The sequence below is a fragment of the Pseudomonas sp. NPDC096917 genome, from assembly GCF_044762555.1.
Taxonomy (GTDB): Bacteria; Pseudomonadota; Gammaproteobacteria; order Pseudomonadales; family Pseudomonadaceae; genus Aquipseudomonas.
Genome location: NZ_JBIWEO010000029.1, coordinates 1 through 17,203, shown reverse-complemented (window position 1 = coordinate 17,203; position 17,203 = coordinate 1). Strand labels below are relative to the sequence as shown.

The 17,203-nt window shown below is 58.2% G+C and carries 19 protein-coding genes; 14 read left to right on the top strand and 5 right to left on the bottom strand.

Annotated elements, in window-relative coordinates; translation table 11 throughout:
* The first annotated feature begins 9 nt into the window (after positions 1–9).
* The 5 genes from gmk (at position 10) to ACIQYF_RS22650 (ending at position 4,435) form a co-directional block, all read left to right on the top strand.
* On the top strand, positions 10–630 hold the full coding sequence (gene gmk / locus ACIQYF_RS22670) for a guanylate kinase (protein ID WP_402866266.1): 621 nt from the start codon (positions 10–12) through the stop codon (positions 628–630).
* 169 nt (positions 631–799) lie between these two features.
* Complete coding sequence (rpoZ, locus tag ACIQYF_RS22665; RefSeq protein ID WP_016782707.1) at positions 800–1,063, top strand: DNA-directed RNA polymerase subunit omega; 264 nt, start codon at positions 800–802, stop codon at positions 1,061–1,063.
* A gap of 60 nt (positions 1,064–1,123) precedes the next feature.
* Complete coding sequence (gene spoT, locus ACIQYF_RS22660; protein ID WP_402866263.1) at positions 1,124–3,229, top strand: bifunctional GTP diphosphokinase/guanosine-3',5'-bis pyrophosphate 3'-pyrophosphohydrolase; 2,106 nt, start codon at positions 1,124–1,126, stop codon at positions 3,227–3,229.
* Between the two features lie 24 nt (positions 3,230–3,253).
* Positions 3,254–3,634, top strand: a complete 381-nt coding sequence (locus ACIQYF_RS22655; RefSeq protein WP_019410296.1) for a RidA family protein — start codon at positions 3,254–3,256, stop codon at positions 3,632–3,634.
* A gap of 57 nt (positions 3,635–3,691) precedes the next feature.
* Entirely contained in the window at positions 3,692–4,435 is a 744-nt protein-coding gene (locus ACIQYF_RS22650) for a hypothetical protein (protein ID WP_402866261.1), read from the top strand.
* Between the two features lie 90 nt (positions 4,436–4,525).
* Here the strand turns inward: ACIQYF_RS22650 and ACIQYF_RS22645 are convergent, their stop codons facing one another.
* The gene (locus ACIQYF_RS22645; protein ID WP_402866259.1) at positions 4,526–5,380 is read right to left on the bottom strand and encodes an SDR family oxidoreductase; all 855 of its coding nucleotides are present in this window, start codon (positions 5,378–5,380) and stop codon (positions 4,526–4,528) included.
* 187 nt (positions 5,381–5,567) lie between these two features.
* Here ACIQYF_RS22645 and exbB point away from each other — a divergent pair, with 187 nt between their 5' ends.
* From exbB to ACIQYF_RS22615, 6 genes are all read left to right on the top strand, one after another.
* Complete coding sequence (exbB, locus tag ACIQYF_RS22640; protein ID WP_402866257.1) at positions 5,568–6,548, top strand: tonB-system energizer ExbB; 981 nt, start codon at positions 5,568–5,570, stop codon at positions 6,546–6,548.
* A 6-nt stretch (positions 6,549–6,554) separates the two neighbouring features.
* Positions 6,555–6,980, top strand: a complete 426-nt coding sequence (gene exbD, locus ACIQYF_RS22635; protein ID WP_019410300.1) for a TonB system transport protein ExbD — start codon at positions 6,555–6,557, stop codon at positions 6,978–6,980.
* Positions 6,977–7,723 (top strand): TonB family protein, encoded by a 747-nt coding sequence (locus ACIQYF_RS22630; RefSeq protein ID WP_402866254.1) that lies wholly within the window; start codon positions 6,977–6,979, stop codon positions 7,721–7,723. Before exbD ends, ACIQYF_RS22630 begins: the two co-directional genes overlap by 4 nt.
* Before the next feature lie 160 nt (positions 7,724–7,883).
* The gene (locus ACIQYF_RS22625; protein WP_402866252.1) at positions 7,884–8,804 is read left to right on the top strand and encodes a LysR substrate-binding domain-containing protein; all 921 of its coding nucleotides are present in this window, start codon (positions 7,884–7,886) and stop codon (positions 8,802–8,804) included.
* Between the two features lie 9 nt (positions 8,805–8,813).
* Positions 8,814–10,889: an ATP-dependent DNA helicase RecG gene (gene recG, locus ACIQYF_RS22620; protein WP_402866250.1), complete on the top strand. Its 2,076-nt coding sequence runs from the start codon at positions 8,814–8,816 to the stop codon at positions 10,887–10,889.
* Between the two features lie 79 nt (positions 10,890–10,968).
* Complete coding sequence (locus ACIQYF_RS22615) at positions 10,969–12,369, top strand: HDOD domain-containing protein (protein ID WP_402866248.1); 1,401 nt, start codon at positions 10,969–10,971, stop codon at positions 12,367–12,369.
* 36 nt (positions 12,370–12,405) lie between these two features.
* Here the strand turns inward: ACIQYF_RS22615 and ACIQYF_RS22610 are convergent, their stop codons facing one another.
* From ACIQYF_RS22610 to ACIQYF_RS22595, 4 genes are all read right to left on the bottom strand, one after another.
* The gene (locus ACIQYF_RS22610) at positions 12,406–12,789 is read right to left on the bottom strand and encodes a helicase (RefSeq protein WP_402866246.1); all 384 of its coding nucleotides are present in this window, start codon (positions 12,787–12,789) and stop codon (positions 12,406–12,408) included.
* Between the two features lie 199 nt (positions 12,790–12,988).
* The gene (locus ACIQYF_RS22605; RefSeq protein WP_019410306.1) at positions 12,989–13,264 is read right to left on the bottom strand and encodes an HU family DNA-binding protein; all 276 of its coding nucleotides are present in this window, start codon (positions 13,262–13,264) and stop codon (positions 12,989–12,991) included.
* Positions 13,265–13,453: 189 nt separating this feature from the next.
* Positions 13,454–14,602, bottom strand: coding sequence for an NAD(P)/FAD-dependent oxidoreductase (locus ACIQYF_RS22600; protein WP_402866243.1), 1,149 nt, complete (start codon positions 14,600–14,602; stop codon positions 13,454–13,456).
* Positions 14,603–14,640: 38 nt separating this feature from the next.
* Complete coding sequence (locus ACIQYF_RS22595) at positions 14,641–14,808, bottom strand: rubredoxin (RefSeq protein WP_402866241.1); 168 nt, start codon at positions 14,806–14,808, stop codon at positions 14,641–14,643.
* Positions 14,809–15,010: 202 nt separating this feature from the next.
* Between ACIQYF_RS22595 and ACIQYF_RS22590 the strand changes: the two genes are divergently transcribed.
* The 3 genes from ACIQYF_RS22590 (at position 15,011) to ACIQYF_RS22580 (ending at position 17,107) form a co-directional block, all read left to right on the top strand.
* Positions 15,011–15,574, top strand: a complete 564-nt coding sequence (locus tag ACIQYF_RS22590; protein WP_402866239.1) for a chorismate--pyruvate lyase family protein — start codon at positions 15,011–15,013, stop codon at positions 15,572–15,574.
* Positions 15,574–16,464, top strand: coding sequence for a 4-hydroxybenzoate octaprenyltransferase (gene ubiA / locus ACIQYF_RS22585; RefSeq protein WP_402866237.1), 891 nt, complete (start codon positions 15,574–15,576; stop codon positions 16,462–16,464). Before ACIQYF_RS22590 ends, ubiA begins: the two co-directional genes overlap by 1 nt.
* Positions 16,465–16,807: 343 nt before the next feature.
* Positions 16,808–17,107: a tRNA-dependent cyclodipeptide synthase gene (locus ACIQYF_RS22580; RefSeq protein WP_402866235.1), complete on the top strand. Its 300-nt coding sequence runs from the start codon at positions 16,808–16,810 to the stop codon at positions 17,105–17,107.
* Positions 17,108–17,203 lie beyond the last annotated feature (96 nt).

Genomic DNA, 17,203 nt, shown 5'->3' with positions numbered 1-17,203 from the left:
CACCCCGACATGACCCACAGCACTGGCACCCTCTACATCGTTTCTGCGCCTTCAGGCGCAGGCAAGACCAGCCTGGTCAAGGCTTTGATCGATCTTGAGCCGCATATTCGCGTATCGGTGTCGCACACCACCCGCGCCATGCGTCCGGGCGAAGTCAATGGCGTGAACTATCACTTCGTCGAGCGCGAAGAGTTCGTCAAGATGATCGAACACGGCGACTTCCTGGAACGCGCCGAGGTATTCGGTAACCTTTATGGCACTTCGCAAAGCCACCTGCAGCAGACCCTGGATGAAGGCCACGACCTGATTCTGGAAATCGACTGGCAAGGCGCCGAGCAGGTTCGCCAACTGATGCCACAAGCGCGTTCGATCTTCATTCTGCCGCCGAGCCAGCAAGCCTTGCGTGAGCGACTGGACAACCGCGGGCAGGACAGCGATGAAATCATTGACGGGCGCATGCGCGAAGCCGTGAGTGAAATGAGCCACTACGTCGACTACGACTACCTGATCATTAATGACGACTTTGCACTGGCACTGGAGGACCTGAAGGCCATTTTCCGCGCCAATCGCCTCCAGCAAAAGCGCCAACAACAGCGTTTTGGTAAATTACTGGCCGAACTGCTCGGCTAAAACAGCACTTCCCAAAACCCCTGCAAGCGCTTTACATTGGCACTTACAGAGGCTTTGGGTGGTGTGCTAGGAAAATCAGCGCTTCCCTAATGGCTGGTGATTTTTTAAACTGTCGAGTCCGCTCGCCCATCCGGGCAGCGCGCATATTGCATTTGCTACGAGGAAGACCATGGCCCGCGTAACCGTTGAAGACTGTCTAGAACACGTGGATAACCGCTTTGAGCTGGTCATGCTGTCTACCAAGCGTGCCCGTCAACTGGCCACCGGCGGTAAAGAGCCTCTGGTTCAGTGGGAAAACGACAAGCCTACCGTCGTTGCCCTGCGTGAAATCGCGGAAGGCCTGATGAGCTACGAGTTTATCGCCAACGCTGAAATCGTCGAAGACGAACCGCTGTTCGCAGCGTTCGAGGACGAGTCCAACGAGGCTAACTAAGCCTATGCCCGGTCGACGTAGTACGGCGAAGGGTTCACAGTTTTGGCAGGAGGCTCCCTCATGCCGAGCATAGACGCCCTCGCCGATCGCTTGTCGGCCTACCTCAGTGCGGACCAGGTCAATCTGGTCCGACGAGCGTATTTCTACGCAGAACAAGCCCACGACGGCCAACGCCGACGCAGCGGCGAGCCTTATGTCACGCACCCGCTGGCAGTGGCGAACATCCTTGCCGACATGCATATGGACCATCAGAGCCTGATGGCAGCCATGCTGCATGACGTGATCGAAGACACCGGTATCGCCAAAGAAGCGCTTGTAGCGCAGTTCGGTGAAACCGTGGCCGAACTGGTTGATGGCGTCAGCAAGCTGACCCAGATGAACTTCGAAACCAAAGCCGAAGCCCAAGCTGAAAACTTCCAGAAAATGGCCATGGCCATGGCGCGAGATATTCGCGTGATTCTGGTCAAGCTGGCCGACCGCTTGCACAACATGCGCACCCTCGAAGTGCTGTCCGGCGAAAAACGCCGGCGGATTGCCAAGGAAACCCTGGAAATCTACGCGCCCATTGCCAATCGGCTGGGCATGCACAACATTCGTATCGAATTCGAAGACCTCGGTTTCAAAGCGATGTACCCGATGCGCTCCGCGCGCATTTATCAGGCGGTCAAACGCGCCCGGGGCAATCGCAAAGAAATCGTTAATAAAATTGAAGAATCGCTCAGCCACTGCCTGGCCATTGATGGCATTCAGGGTGAAGTGAGCGGTCGTCAAAAGCATATCTACGGCATCTACAAAAAGATGCGCGGCAAGCGTCGGGCCTTCAACGAGATCATGGACGTGTACGCGTTCCGGATCATCGTCGACAAGGTCGATACCTGCTACCGCGTGTTGGGCGCTGTACATAATTTGTACAAGCCTCTGCCGGGACGCTTCAAAGACTACATCGCCATCCCTAAAGCCAACGGCTACCAGTCGCTGCATACCACGCTGTTTGGGATGCACGGCGTACCGATCGAAATTCAGATCCGTACCCGTGAAATGGAAGAAATGGCCAACAACGGCATCGCTGCGCACTGGCTGTACAAGTCCAGTGGCGACGAGCAGCACACGGGCACCCACGCCCGGGCGCGGCAATGGGTCAAGGGCGTGCTGGAAATGCAGCAGCGCGCTGGCAACTCCCTCGAATTTATCGAAAGCGTAAAAATCGACCTGTTTCCGGACGAGGTCTACGTCTTTACGCCCAAAGGCCGAATCATGGAGCTGCCCAAAGGCTCCACGGCGGTCGACTTTGCCTATGCGGTGCACACCGATGTCGGCAACAGCTGCATTGCATGCCGCATCAATCGCCGTCTCGCTCCGCTGTCCGAGCCCCTGCAAAGTGGCTCCACGGTCGAGATCGTCAGCGCCCCCGGCGCGCGCCCGAACCCGGCCTGGCTCAACTTTGTGGTCACCGGCAAGGCCCGCACGCACATTCGCCATGCCCTTAAACTGCAACGCCGTTCCGAGTCGATCAACCTCGGCGAGCGTTTGCTGAACAAGGTGCTTAACGGCTTCAACAGCGCGCTGGACAAGATCCCGGCCGAGCGGGTTCAGGCCATGCTTCAGGAATACCGCCTGGAACAGGTCGAAGACCTGCTCGAAGACATTGGCCTGGGCAACCGCATGGCGTACGTCGTCGCCCGACGCTTGCTGGGCGAGGGCGAGCAACTGCCGAGCCCTGAAGGCCCACTGGCGATTCGCGGAACAGAAGGTTTGGTGCTCAGTTACGCCAAGTGCTGTACGCCGATCCCGGGCGACCCGATTGTCGGCCACTTGTCTGCGGGCAAAGGCATGGTTGTGCACCTGGACAACTGCCGCAACATCAGTGAAATCCGCCACAACCCCGAAAAATGCGTCCAGTTGTCCTGGGCCAAGGACGTTACGGGCGAATTCAACGTTGAACTGCGCGTCGAGCTGGAACACCAGCGCGGTCTGATCGCACTGCTGGCCAGCAGCGTCAACGCCGCCGACGGCAACATCGAAAAGATCAGCATGGACGAACGCGATGGTCGAATCAGCGTGGTCCAACTGGTGGTCAGCGTGCACGACCGCGTGCACCTGGCTCGTGTGATCAAAAAACTGCGCGCCCTTACCGGGGTCATCCGCATCACACGTATGCGTGCGTAGCCACCTAATTACAAGGAGTCATCCATGTCCAAGACTGTTATCACCAGCGATAAGGCACCTGCTGCAATCGGCACTTACTCTCAGGCGATCAAAGCTGGCAATACCGTCTACATGTCCGGTCAAATCCCGCTGGACCCAAAAACCATGGAGCTGGTTGAAGGCTTTGAAGCCCAGACCGTTCAGGTCTTCGAGAACCTGAAGTCGGTGGCTGAAGCCGCTGGCGGCTCGTTCAAAGACATCGTCAAACTGAACATTTTCCTGACTGACCTGAGCCACTTTGCCAAGGTCAACGAGATCATGGGCAAGTACTTCGAACAACCGTACCCAGCACGCGCAGCCATCGGCGTTGCGGCTCTGCCAAAGGGCTCGCAGGTTGAGATGGACGCCATTCTCGTACTTGAGTAATGCCCCCCGGCGCAGCGCCTTCCTGCTGCGCCACCCCCGCTTTAAAAGGATTCCACTATGCGCAAAGCGCTAGCCTTGTCACTGCTCGCCATTTTTTTGGGTGGCTGTGCCAGCGAACCCGCTCCCCGCGATATCAGTGGCGTCTGGATTAACCAGGCTGCAATCGATGAAGCTGCCAACGGCGGCAACCTGCGTGAGGCCTTGCTGGCCAACGGGCCGAACCTTGAGTGGAATATCGACGCCAAAAACGCCAAAGCCCGCTACACCAATGGCTTTGAATGGGTTGAGGGCAAGCTCCTCCCTGAGAAGAACCGCGTGTGGCAAGTCGACGTTTATGGCAGCTCAGCCACTCATCTGAGTCTGGACGGCGACCAGTTGATACAAGCCGCCGCCGAGTCTGATCCCCAACAATCCTTTGCTCGCTCGCCTGTACACCTGGCCAGCGATGCGCCTTTGGGCACACATTTCGAACACGCGCTCAAATCTGCCTATCTGGGCGGTCAGTGGCGCGTCGTCAGCGGTGCAGGGCAGGGCAACACCGTGACCTTTTTGCCCGATGGCAAAATCACCGGCTTGCCCAATCACAACGCCTACGCCTTGTGCCTGGCGGGCGATTGCGCATCGATGAGCGGTGAATACGACAGCCTGTGGCTGCAACAGGACGAAGTGGGCGCCGCGCACCTCTTTGTGCGTAATGGCTCACAGCTCGAAATTTTCCAGGCGCTGGACTCCGCCAAGCCTGACGAAATGCCCCAGTTCTATCCAGGCAAGCTGGAATGGCGGCTGGAAAAGCAGCTTTAACGGCGGGTGAAGCCTGCGCTGGAGCTCGCGCAGGCTGCGATCTTTTGACCTTTTAAAGCTCGCAGCCTGCGTGCCTGGCCAGTGCCTCTATTAAATGTGCTCAAGGATCGCTGAATACCCCTCGCGATAACTCGGATAACGCGGCACCCAGCCCAACGCTTTTGCCCGCGCGTTGCTGCAGCGCTTGCTACCCGCGCGTCGCACACTTGCCTCGGTGTCCCACTCGGTAACCCCCAGGCGCTCACGCAACCAGCCCACCACCTCAGCCAACGGCGCAGGGTCGTTGTCGACGCCGATATAGCAGTCGTCCAAGGGTTTGCCCTGCCGGTCAGCCTCAAGCAAAAACGCTAAAAGCCCGCCCGCATCATCGGCATGAATCCGGTTGCCATACAGCGGCGGATCGACAGCGACGCGATAACCCTTGCGTACTTGCCCCAACATCCACTCCCGGCCCGGCCCATAAATACCGGTCAACCGCACCACGCTGGCAGGAATGCCGCTGCGTAACGCAACCTGTTCGGCTTCAAGCATGATCCGTCCAGAGTAACGCGTGGCCAGCGCAGGTGAAGTTTCATCCACCCATTCGCCATTTTGCTGCCCGTAAACACCGCTGCTGGACACAAACAACAGGCGTTTAGGCTGCTGCCCGTGCTGCTTGAGCCAGCTCAAGGTGTGTTTCAAACCCTCGACATACGCCGCCTGATACCCGGCCTCGTCGTGATCCGTTGCAGAGGTGCTGTACACCAGATAGTCGATCTGCCCCGTCGGCCATTGCGCCGGGCACGCCTCACCAAACAGATCACCCGCCACACCGATAACACCTGCAGGCAAACGATCGATAGAACGACGCAGTCCATACACCTGCCAGTCATTGGCCAGCAACTGAGTGGCCAGACGCCCCCCGACATCACCGCAACCGACGATCAAAGCTGAGGCTTTGGGCATCTCAAATCTCCTAACGGAATATTAAAAAATGGAGTGAACGGTCACGACCAAGGTCGTGAGTTTCGAAAAAACAGGTGCTATTGCTTTTGTTAACAAGAATTACTTGCAATAATAACGCATCGTTTGCCCTGGGTCTTAAGACGCGCTGTAGGGCAATTCATCTCTTCATTCTTCAGGTCCGGCTAGCATGACACGCAATCAACCCACCGCTTCGCCAACCCAGCTTTCGAGCCCATCGCGCCTGTGGCGTGGGCTTGCGGCGCTGATGTTCAGCTTCTTGCTGGCACCTGCTGCGGCCTTTGCCGACGAGCCTGCTGCTCCAGCCGTGCGTTCTGCCACCGAGGCTGCCGCACCGTCACCAGCGGCAACGCCGGTTGCGACTGACCCTGCATTGGCGCAAAACGCTGGCGTTCCAGCCGATGAAGCCTCGCAAGTCGTTGCCGCAGAAGACAACAGCCTGGGCATGGCCCACGACCTGTCCCCTTGGGGCATGTACAAAAACGCCGACATTATCGTCAAGATCGTGATGATCGGCTTGGCTATTGCCTCCATCATCACCTGGACCATCTGGATTGCCAAAGGCTTTGAAGTCTTGGGCGCCAAGCGCCGTCTGCGCGCTGAAATCGCCAACCTGAAAAAAGCCCGCACCCTTAACGAAGCTAGCGAAACCGCAGCCAAAGAGGGCACGCTGGCGCACCTGCTGGTGCAGGATGCCCTCGAAGAGATGCGCCTCTCGGCTAACAGCCGCGAGAAAGAAGGCATCAAGGAACGTGTCAGCTTCCGTCTTGAGCGCCTGGTCGCTGCCTGCGGTCGTAACATGAGCAGCGGCACCGGCGTTCTCGCCACCATCGGCTCCACAGCACCGTTCGTCGGCCTGTTCGGTACTGTGTGGGGCATCATGAACAGCTTTATCGGTATCGCCAAAACCCAAACCACCAACTTGGCCGTTGTAGCCCCCGGTATTGCCGAAGCCTTGCTGGCGACTGCACTGGGTCTGGTTGCAGCGATTCCTGCAGTCGTGATTTACAACGTTTTCGCCCGTTCCATCACCGGCTACAAAGCTCAGGTGGCGGATGCGTCAGCACAAGTGTTGCTGTTGGTTAGCCGTGACCTCGATCACCTGCCGCCCGAGCGCAGCTCGCAACCACACATGGTGAAAGTGGGGTAATCGGCCATGGGCCTGCATTTAAAAGAAGGCGATGACGACCTCGCCGAAAACCATGAAATCAACGTCACCCCTTTTATTGACGTGATGTTGGTGCTGCTGATCATCTTCATGGTGGCCGCACCACTGGCCACTGTGGACATAAAAGTCGATCTGCCGGCTTCAACCGCCAAACCGGCGCCACGCCCCGAGAAACCTGTGTTTCTCAGCGTCAAGGCTGACCAGCGCCTGTACTTGGGCGAAGAGCCTGTTTCCGTTGAAGCGTTGGGCCCGACCCTGGATGCCAGGACTCACAACAACAAAGACACGACGATCTTCTTCCAGGCTGACAAAGGCGTGGACTACGGTGACTTGATGAGCGTAATGGATGCATTGCGCGCAGCCGGTTACTTGAAGGTGGGTCTGGTCGGACTAGAGACGGCAGCCAAGAAATGACCATAGCGCGCCAAAAGATGACGCGTTACGCAATCAGCTTGGCCGTGGTGTTGGGTGTCCATGCAGTGGCCGTGATTCTTGCCTTGCAATGGTCCAGCCCACGGACTATCGAACTTCCACCGCAAGCCATGATGGTTGATCTGGCACCGATGCCAGCGCCGCCACCGCCTGCGCCGCCGAAAGTGGTGACACCACCGCAACCGCCGGCCCCCGTGGAAGAGTTGCCGATACCCAAGCTGGCCGAAGCGCCCAAGCCCAAGATTGCTGTTCCAAAACCGGTCAAGCCCAAGCCGAAGCCTCAACCGCCCAAGCCTGTGGAAAAACCTGAGCCGATTAAAGAAAAGCCGTCAGAAGAGAAACCGAGCGACGCAACGCCGACCAAGGCACCGAGCGAGAAATCCGCGGCACCTGCGCCAGGCCCGTCGCCACAGCAACTGGCTGCCAAAGCCAGCTGGGAAGGGGCCTTGCTGGCCCACTTGAGCAAGTACAAAAAGTACCCGCCCGCTGCTCAGTCGCGAGGCAAGGAAGGTCTGAACCGTCTGCGCTTCGTGGTAGATGCTGAAGGCAAGGTGCTGTCCTACGAGTTGGTAGGCCGCTCTGGCAACGCTGATCTGGACCGAGCCACCCTGGAAATGATCCGCCGGGCACAGCCATTGCCCAAGCCACCGCCAGAAATGCTGACCAATGGCAGCATCGAAATCGTAGCGCCCTTCGTTTATTCCATCGATAAACGTCGGCGTTAACACCAGAAAGGGCACCCCAGGGTGCCCTTTTTGCGTGTTGAGGTTAGATAAAGCCTGTCAGACCCTGATTAGCAACTGTAGCTACGAGGGCAATGTCTGATAACGTGCGTCTATCGATTGCAGCCGCTATGCTTGGCCCGCAACCAAAGGGACGCCCGCTATGACTCTTACCGAATTGCGTTACATCGTTACGCTCGCCCAAGAACAACACTTCGGCCACGCAGCCGAGCGTTGCCACGTCAGCCAACCGACCTTGTCGGTGGGCGTGAAAAAACTGGAAGACGAACTCGGTGTGCTGATTTTCGAGCGCAGCAAAAGCGCCGTGCGCCTCACACCTGTCGGTGAGGGCATCGTTGCCCAAGCCCAAAAGGTCCTTGAACAGGCACAAGGGATTCGCGAACTGGCCCAGGCTGGCAAGAATCAACTGACAGCGCCGCTCAAAGTGGGGGCGATTTACACCGTAGGGCCTTACCTTTTCCCACACCTGATTCCACAACTGCACCGGGTCGCCCCGCAAATGCCGTTGTACATCGAAGAAAACTTCACCCACGTACTACGCGACAAACTGCGTAACGGTGAGCTGGACGCGATCATCATCGCGCTGCCATTCCAGGAAGCCGACGTGCTGACATTGCCGCTCTATGACGAGCCGTTTTACGTGCTGATGCCGAGCGAACACCCGTGGAGCAAAAAAGAAACCATCGACGCCAGCCTACTCAATGACAAGAGCTTGCTGTTGCTGGGCGAAGGCCACTGTTTCCGCGATCAAGTGCTTGAAGCCTGCCCGACGCTGGCCAAAGGCAATGATGGCGCCAAGCACACCACGGTGGAATCCAGCTCGCTGGAAACTATCCGCCACATGGTTGCATCGGGGTTGGGGATTTCGATCCTGCCGTTCTCGGCGGTCGACAGCCATCATTACGCCCCCGGCATTCTGGCGGTGCGTCCATTAACGCCGCCGGTGCCATTCCGCACCGTGGCCATTGCCTGGCGCGCCAGCTTCCCACGGCCCAAGGCGATTGAAATCCTCGCGGACTCGATCCGCCTGTGTTCCGTGGCCAAGCCACCTGTTGCGTCCTAAGAAGCTGAGATGAGCGAGCTGTCAAACGTGTCAGTCACCGCGCTCAAGGGCGTGGGTGAGGCCATGGCCGAGAAATTGGCCAAAGTGGGATTGGAAACCGTTCAAGACGTGCTTTTCCACCTGCCATTACGCTATCAAGACCGCACACGCGTCGTGCCCATTGGCGCATTGCGCCCAGGGCAAGATGCCGTCGTGGAAGGCCGGGTGATTGGCATCGACGTGGTAATGGGCAAACGCCGCAGTCTGCTGGTGCGCATCAACGATGGCACCGGTGGGTTGAGCCTGCGCTTTTACCACTTCAGCAATGCGCAAAAAGAGAGCCTCAAGCGCGGCACCGAAGTGCGTTGCTATGGCGAAGCGCGGCCCGGCGCTTCGGGGCTGGAGATCTACCACCCAGAATACCGCGCCATTACTGGCGATGAGCCGCCGCCCGTTGACACCACGCTCACGCCGATTTACCCCACCACCGAGGGCCTGACTCAACAGCGCCTGCGCCAGCTGAGCCTGCAAAGCCTGGGCATGCTGGGGCCGCGTAGCTTGCCTGACTGGTTGCCGCCGGAGCTGGCCAACGACTACCAACTGGCCCCGCTGGACGAGGCGATTCGTTATTTGCATCAGCCACCGGCCGATGCCGATGTTGAAGAACTCGCGCTGGGCCATCACTGGGCCCAACACCGCTTGGCGTTTGAAGAACTGCTCACCCACCAACTCTCGCAGCAGCGCCTGCGCGAGAGTCTGCGCTCTCAGCAAGCCCCTGCATTACCTCATGCCAAAAAGCTGCCCAAACAATTTCTCGCCAACCTGGGGTTCCCACCGACCGGCGCTCAAGTCCGGGTTGGCAACGAAATCGCCTACGACCTCAGCCAGCCCGAACCCATGCTGCGCCTGATCCAGGGCGACGTCGGCGCGGGCAAGACCGTAGTCGCCGCCCTGGCCGCGCTACAGGCGCTGGAAGCCGGTTATCAGGTGGCCTTGATGGCGCCCACGGAAATCCTCGCCGAGCAGCACTTCATCAGCTTCAAACGCTGGCTGGAACCGCTGGGCATTGACGTCGCGTGGCTGGCCGGCAAGCTCAAAGGCAAGGCGCGGACCGCGTCCCTGGAGCAAATAGCCAATGGCGCACCCATGGTGGTCGGCACCCACGCGCTGTTTCAAGATCAGGTTCAGTTTAAAAACCTGGCGCTGGTGATCATTGACGAACAACACCGTTTCGGCGTGCAGCAACGTCTGGCCCTGCGTAACAAGGGCGTGGGCGGGGTGATGTGCCCGCATCAGTTGATCATGACCGCGACCCCGATCCCACGCACGCTGGCTATGAGCGCCTACGCCGACCTCGACACCTCGATACTCGACGAACTGCCGCCCGGCCGAACCCCGGTCAACACCGTGCTGGTGGTCGATACGCGGCGCGTCGAAGTGATTGAGCGGGTACGGGCCGCCTGCGCCGAAGGACGGCAAGCCTATTGGGTGTGCACGCTAATTGAAGAGTCTGAAGAGATGACCTGTCAGGCGGCCGAGACCACGTTTGAAGACCTCTCCAGTGCGCTGGGTGAATTGCGCGTCGGACTGATCCATGGCCGCATGAAAGCCGCTGAAAAAGCCGAGGTCATGGCGCAATTTAAAGCCGGCGAACTGCAATTGCTGGTCGCAACCACGGTGATCGAAGTCGGCGTTGACGTCCCGAATGCCAGCCTGATGATCATCGAAAACCCCGAACGCCTGGGCCTGTCCCAATTGCATCAGTTGCGTGGGCGCGTTGGCCGGGGCAGTGCAGCCAGCCACTGCGTGCTGCTGTATCACCCGCCACTGTCGCAAGTCGGGCGCCAGCGCCTGGGCATCATGCGCGAGACCAACGATGGCTTCGTGATCGCCGAAAAAGACCTTGAGCTGCGCGGCCCCGGCGAAATGCTCGGTACCCGGCAAACCGGCCTTCTGCAGTTCAAAGTCGCAGACCTGATGCGTGACGCAGATCTGCTGCCTGCCGTGCGCGATGCTGCACTGGCACTGCTTGAGCGCTGGCCAAGCCATGTCAGCCCACTCTTGGATCGCTGGTTACGACATGGGCAGCAATACGGTCAGGTATGAAAATTCGTACAGTAATTTGAGAAGCGGCCGATCCAGTACCAGGTTACCCAATTTGAGTTGCACACATCGGATGCAGATCATGACCCATGTCGCCAGCGCCTTAGCCGTTCCGAGTACGCCGCCTGTTATCCAGCAATTGCTCGATGAGCAAGCCATTGCGTATCGAGAAGTCCTCGATCATCCGGGACTCAACCCGGACAGCAAGGTACAAGCCGTACTGCTCGACGATACAGCCGGCGCCTTGATGGTGCTGTTCGCGCAAAGCCAATTGCTCGACCTTAACCGCCTGGCCGACTTGATCGGACGCCGCATGACCGCCGTCGATGCGGGCCGGCTTCAGGAGATACTCGACAAACATGGCCTGAGCCAACTGCCGGGCCTGCCCTCCATTACGCGTTCGTCCTGCCTGTACGAAGAGCATCTGTTGCAGCAACCGCTGCTACTGATCAGCGCGGGCAAGCCGGGCCTGCTGCTGGAAATAGCCATCGAAGACTTCCCGCGCTTGCTGGGCATCGCCAACTCCGGGCGCTTTGGCGAGCCCTTGAGCGAGATCAACCTCAACTTCAACCGCCCGGACGACGACAGCGAAGCCATCAACCAAGCGGTCCAGGCCTTCACTGCCCGGCGCATCCAGCAACGGCTTGAAGCCACCATCGAGATACCACCGCTGGCGGAGAGCGTGCGCAAAATCATGCGCCTGCGGGTCGACCCCGACGTCACCATTGATGAGATCACCAGCGTGGTCGAAACCGACCCGGCGTTGGCGGCACAAGTCATGAGTTGGGCCTCATCCTCGTACTACGCCGCGCCGAGCAAAATCCGTTCGGTTGAAGACGCCATTGTGCGGGTGCTCGGGGTCGATCTGGTGATCAACCTGGCGTTGAGCCTGTCGCTGGGCAAAACCTTGAGTTTGCCCAAGGACCACCCGCAAACCAGCACGCCGTACTGGCAACAGTCGATCTACACCGCTGCGGTAATTGAAGGCCTGACCCGTGCCATGCCACGCGATCAGCGCCCCGAAGTGGGTCTGACCTACCTCGCCGGGTTGCTGCACAACTTTGGCTACTTATTGCTGGCCCATGTGTTTCCGCCGCACTTCTCACTGATTTGCCGCCACCTTGAAGTCAACCCGCACGTCAGCCACAGCGTGATCGAGCAGCACTTGCTGGGCATCAGCCGTGAACAAATGGGCGCCTGGTTGACGCGCCATTGGGGCATGCCGGAAGAGCTGGTCACAGCGCTACGCTTTCAACACGACCCAGACTACACGGGCATTCATGCTGAATACCCGAATCTGGTGTGTGTCGCGCTGGGGTTGTTGCGCAATCGCGCGATTGGTCACGGGACTTACGCCCCACTGCCTAACACGCTGTTCGAGCGTCTGGGAGTGAGCCGCGAGAAAGCCGAGGACGCTGTCAGCAAAGTGCTGGAGGCTGAGGTATTACTGCGCGAGATGGCGAACCAGTTCAGCCAAGCCTGATTGGCTCGGCGGTGCAACGCCTCTCGCCGCCGCGTCTTAAGAAGACTTCGGCTTTTTACGCGGCTTGAGGTACTTGGTCAGGCCCTGAAACCAGATCACCTGCGCCGGGTTACCTTTAATCTGAATCGACTTGTCCTGAATCCCCGTCATGAACGCCAGTTGCTTGTTTTTCGCCTGCATCGTGGCGAAGCCATACGCAGCATCTTTAAAGGCAATCGCAAACGCAGGCTGCGGGTATACACCCGAATGGCTGGTAATACGCTGGTCTTTGACCTTGAAGTGACGGGCGACTTTGCCATCGAGCGTTTGGAGCTGGAAAACCAGGTCTTTGTCGACCAATTGCTGCTGAAAAGCAGGGTTTTTACGGCTGGCTCTGCCCATCAAAAAGCCCAGCATCCAGAGCAGGAAACGAAATTTCATGTACGCGGCCTCGGGGAAAAAATAAATCGCCGGCGCAGTGTAACGATTTGAACGAAGAACGCCATATATCCGCAGCAATAGACGCAGATAGAAGGTTTTTTGCCACTTATGGCCGCATGATCGGCCAAGTCATCATCAAGAGCGGGCAAGCCAGCTTGCCCGTTCTTCAAGGCCGCTTCGCATAGCGGCCCAGCCCGGCTTACGGGTTGACGCTGTCTTTGAGGAACTTGCCCGGCTTGAATGCCACGGTGTTGCTGGCTTTGATTTTGACCGGCTCGCCGGTTTGCGGGTTTTGCCCGGTACGCGCACCGCGATGGCGCTGGATGAAAGTACCGAAGCCGACCAGCGTGACGCTGTCTTTGCGGTGCAGGGCATTGGTGATTTCTTCTAGCACTGCATTGAGTACACGGCTGGCCTGCTCTTTGGTGAGGTCAGCCTTTTCAGCGATAGCGTTGGCGAGATCTGGTTTACGCATGATGAAGCCTCTTTGACGGTTTTTTGTTGTTATTCCGTGCTGCTCTTCTATGGAGCAGCAACCACGGCGCCGCAGGCTCTACTCTGCGGCAGACCGGTGTGAGGATGGCACGCGACCAACGCCCGCGCTACCCTTGGCAGGGTCTTTGTTGAGTCAAGGCGATGGTATATACGACAAAAAGTACCGCGTTTAAGCCAGCAAAGCCGGTAGCTCTTTGTTCAGCGCCAGTTTGTCGCGAACGGCCTCGCCCGTCAGGGCGTAACCCAGCAACTTTCCGTCAGCATCGCGGCACAGCGCTTTGATGTCTGCACCTTGCCCTTCAACAGTCCAGACACCTTCAAAGCCTCGCGGCACCGGCGAAACCACCAGCGGGCAAACCGGGGTTTTGACAGTGATCGGCATCGCCCCGTAGCTGACCGCTGTCGGGTTACCGGCCAGGGTTTGCGCCAGCGCCCGTGCGCAACTCATCAGTGGCATCACATACAGCAGGCTCAAGCCATCAACCTGGGCGCAGTCACCCAGCGCGAAGATATTGTCGTGGGAGGTTTTGAGGTAACGGTCCACCTCGATCCCGCGGTTGATGCGAATGCCCGCGGCAGCCGCCAAGTCGGTGCGGGGCCGCAAGCCAATGGCCGACACCACGACATCACAGACAATGACGCTGGCATCTGACAAGTGGGCTTCGAGGCCATTTTCAGTGCGCTGCAAACGCGTAAGTACCGGGCCCAAGTGAAAACGCGCGCCCAGACTTTCGAGCCCTGCCTGCACGGCCGCCGCAGCGGCAGGATGAAGCAATGTCGGCATGACTTGCTCGCAAGGCGCCACCAGATCGACTTCGTAACCGCCTGCAATCAAGTCGTTGGCAAATTCGCAACCAATAAGCCCGACGCCCAAAATCAGCACCCGGCGCTTGCCCGCAGCGGCGGCACGAAAGCGGGCGTAGTCTTCGAGGTCGTTAATCGAGAAGATCGCATCCTGGGCATCGCCCTCGACTGGCACCTGCACCGATTGTGCGCCCCAGGCCAGAATCAGGTCGCGATAAGGCACGGCCTCTTCACCGATCCACAATTGCTTGTGGCCCGGATCAATCCCGCTGACTCGCGTATGAGTGCGCACTTGCGCCTTCAGTTGCTCAGCCATGGCGCCGGGCAGGGCCATGCTCAAACCGTCGGCTTCTTTATTCTTGCCAAAGCCGGTAGACAGCATCGGCTTGGAATAGGAACGCCCATCATCGGCCGTGATCAGCAACAGCGGGGTTTCGCTGTCCAGCTTGCGAAACTCCCGGGCCAGGTTATAGCCAGCCAGCCCAGTACCCACGATCACGACAGGTGCGTTCATTCCAATCTCCAGGGTGAATCAATTCAAAAGAGGGCGGATCAGCCGATTTCGATCATCTCGAAATCCATTTTGCCGACGCCACAGTCCGGGCACAGCCAGTCTTCTGGCACGTCTTGCCATTGCGTGCCGGGGGCGATGCCGTCATCCGGCCAGCCTTCTTTTTCGTCATAAATCAGACCACACACGATGCATTGCCACTTTTTCATGGGGGTTACTTCCTTAAGTTCAGGCTGGGACGAGGGCACAGGCTCTTATAGACCGGTTGTGTTGCTCGTTAAATTCAGGGCGTTTTGTACTGATCAGCACCGATAGATGCAAGCACGATTACTGACAAAGGCGCTCGGCCGCTCATATCAGGATCCGCGTGATAAGCTCGCCGACCTCAATGGCTGCCAATTATGACCCACCGTGCCGCACATAACCTCCCCGCTGATCAGCGCTGTCTGGCTTGAGCAACGCCATCTTCCTGCGCTGCCCGACGAACTAACCCTCGACTGGCTATTCGATCAGGGCTCCCTGACCCGGCGCCTGACCGCACTTTCAAACGACGCCTTCAGCGTGCGCCCACTGTTCGAGGGCTGGCAAACATTGCGTGCCGATGAATGCACCGCACTTGGCCTGCCCGAAAACAGTGAAGGCTGGGTGCGCGAAGTGCATTTGCTTGGCCATCAGCAGCCTTGGGTATTTGCTCGAAGCGTGGCCGCGAAAAGCGCGCTGCAAGAGGGTGGACTCAACATGGACGAACTGGGGACTCGCTCACTGGGCGAGTTGTTGTTTTGTGACAACGCCTTTAAGCGTGGCGCGTTGCAGGTGTGCCACTACCCGCGCGACGGGTTACCGGTCGCCGATCAGACTGACGGCCTGTGGGCGCGTCGCTCATGTTTTACCCGCGGCCCGCTGAGCCTGTTGGTGGCCGAAGTCTTCTTACCTAACATGTGGGCCGCTCTGAGTGCCCGGTCGGAGAACAACTGATGTACGTGAGCCTGCTCAAATCACTCAATCGCTTGAACCCGCGCGCCTGGGACTTTATTCAACTGACCCGCATGGACAAACCCATCGGCATTTACCTGCTGCTGTGGCCCACATTGTGGGCACTGTGGGTTGCCGCCAAGGGCGTGCCTACGCTGAGTAACCTGCTGATCTTTGTCTTCGGCGTGATCCTGACCCGGGCAGGTGGCTGTGTGATCAACGACTTTGCTGATCGCAAGGTCGACGGCCACGTCAAACGTACTGAACAACGGCCTTTGGTCAGCGGAAAAATCAGCAGCAAAGAGGCGTTGGTGCTGTTTGCGTTGCTCATGGGTATCAGCTTCCTGCTGGTGCTGTGCACCAACGCCCCGACCATCTGGCTGTCATTCGGCGGCCTGGCGCTGGCTGCGAGCTACCCGTTCATGAAGCGCTACACCTACTACCCGCAAGTGGTTCTGGGCGCGGCGTTCTCGTGGGGAATGCCCATGGCTTTCACCGCCGAAACCGGCAGCCTGCCGGCGGCGGCGTGGTTGCTGTACATCGCCAACCTGTTGTGGACCGTGGGTTACGACACCTACTACGCCATGACCGACCGCGACGACGACCTGAAAATCGGCGTCAAATCCACTGCCATCCTGTTTGGCGACGCCGACCGCGTGATCATCCTTGGCCTGCAAGGTTTGTCGCTGGGCTGCTTGCTGCTGGCGGGGGCACACTTTGAATTGGGCGGCTGGTTCCACCTCGGCTTGCTGGCGGCAGCGGCGTGCTTTGTGTGGGAGTTCTGGTACACCCGCAACCGCGAACCGCAGCGCTGCTTCAAAGCCTTCCTGCACAATCATTGGGCAGGATTGGCGATCTTCGTGGGCATCGTGCTGAATTACGCACTGAACTAACGCAAACCCCCTGTAGGAGCGAGCTTACTCGCGATCTGTTGATCTTTTAAAAGAGATCACGATCAAAAGCTCGCTCCAACTAACCCGGCGCAGGCCTACAAAGACGACACTTTCACAACACTCTAATTGTTTGTAGGTAAATTCAAACAGATTAATTGGCAATGAACTACACGCCAAAAAGTTGCGGATTACCGAACCTGCCATTATAAATAAACAGCCCGTTAATATTTATTACGTCCATTCTTTTGACACTATCACCGAGGTGGCGTCTATTTTATTAATTGCGTTATAACTCGCCAACGCGCGCAGACTAAAATTTTCAGCGCTTGGGTAAGGAGTCAGTATGCCGCACGATTTAACTCATATTTCCGGCGCCTGTATTGTTCCGACCAGCACTTCCATAAATTTGAAATACACCGCAAAAATAGCCTCAGTTTCACCGTTTAAGCATCGATATGATTTTGAGTCATCAGACCATTGTTTTTTAGGTGTCAGCCTTGAAAACAGTCACTTCCATCCCGAAAAGCTCGCGAGCATTGTGCAATGGATTTCGCGGCGCTTTGCCCACTGCACCGTGCTGGTGGGCGAGAGCATTCACCGCTTGACCCTTCAATCCGTGCATGACCTGCCCCCCTCTCGTTGACCGTAAGCGCTCCATAAACCCCACCCGACTCAAGATGGGCGGTGCGCTCAGCTAGGCGATGCGGGTGAGCAATTCCACGGCAGCAAGGCTTCGTAA